Genomic DNA, 1,177 nt, shown 5'->3' with positions numbered 1-1,177 from the left:
CGGACTGCTCACCGCCGAGGGCGGCACCTACGGCCTCCCCGTCCTCCTCGCCGGTGTCGCCGCCGCCCTCGCGGGCCTGTGGCTCGGCGGCCGGCGCACCCTGCGCACCCGCTACCGCCCGGACCCCTGGGACACCAGGGCCTGGCTGGTCACGGCGTCCGGAGCCGCCGTGGCGGCCCTCCTGGCCCTCGCCGCCTCCCGCGACCCGGCGGCCCTGCACCCCGGCGTGGTCCCGCTCGTCGCGCCCACGCTGCCCCTGTGGCCGGCGGCGGCCGTCCTCGTCGGCCTGCTCCCCGCCTTCATCACCCCCGCCCCCGAGGCGGCCACGGACACCCGCAAGGAGCCGACGTCGTGATCCGCTTCGAGAACGTGTCGGTGACGTACGACGGAGCACCCGGGCCCGCCGTCCACGGCGTCGACTTCGAGGTCCCCGAGGGCGAACTGGTCCTCCTCGTCGGCCCGTCCGGCGTCGGCAAGTCGACGGTGCTGGGCGCGGTGAGCGGCCTGGTCCCGCACTTCACCGGCGGCACCCTGCGCGGCAGGGTCACGGTCGCCGGCCGTGACACCCGTACCCACAAGCCGCGCGAACTCGCCGACGTCGTGGGGACGGTGGGCCAGGACCCGCTCTCCCACTTCGTGACGGACACGGTGGAGGACGAACTCGCCTACGGCATGGAGTCGTTGGGCCTCCCTCCGGCCGTGATGCGCCGCAGGGTGGAGGAGACCCTGGACCTCCTCGGCCTCGCCGGCCTCCGCGACCGCCCCATCGCCACCCTCTCCGGCGGCCAGCAGCAGCGCGTGGCGATCGGCTCGGTCCTCACCCCGCACCCCCGGGTCCTGGTCCTCGACGAGCCGACCTCCGCACTCGACCCCGCGGCGGCCGAGGAGGTCCTCGCGGTCCTCCAGCGTCTGGTCCACGACCTCGGCACCACCGTCCTCATGGCCGAGCACCGCCTGGAACGCGTCATCCAGTACGCCGACCGGGTGGCCCTGCTGCCGGGCCCCGGCGAGCGGCCGTGGCTCGGCACCCCGCCGGAGGTGATGGCGGTCTCCCCCGTCCACCCCCCGGTGGTCGGCCTGGGCCGCCTCGCCGGCTGGTCCCCCCTCCCCCTGACGGTCCGCGACGCCCGACGCGAGGCGGGCCCGTTGCGCGACCGCCTCGCCGACAGGCGGCCGC

1 protein-coding gene and 1 pseudogene are annotated in these 1,177 nt (G+C 76.7%); both read left to right on the top strand.

Annotated elements, in window-relative coordinates:
* A pseudogene (locus tag B7767_RS16445) lies at window positions 1-355 on the top strand (energy-coupling factor transporter transmembrane protein EcfT); the annotation flags it as partial.
* The coding region (locus tag B7767_RS16440) for an ABC transporter ATP-binding protein (RefSeq protein WP_143652501.1) at window positions 352-1,177 on the top strand (826 nt) is incomplete at its 3' end. The pseudogene B7767_RS16445 and the gene B7767_RS16440, both read left to right, overlap by 4 nt.

Origin of the sequence: Streptomyces sp. 13-12-16, from assembly GCF_002114215.1 — a bacterium.
GTDB lineage: Bacteria > Actinomycetota > Actinomycetes > Streptomycetales > Streptomycetaceae > Streptomyces.
The sequence above is the reverse complement of the archived record's forward strand: the minus strand, read 5'-3'. Positions and strand labels throughout refer to the sequence as shown.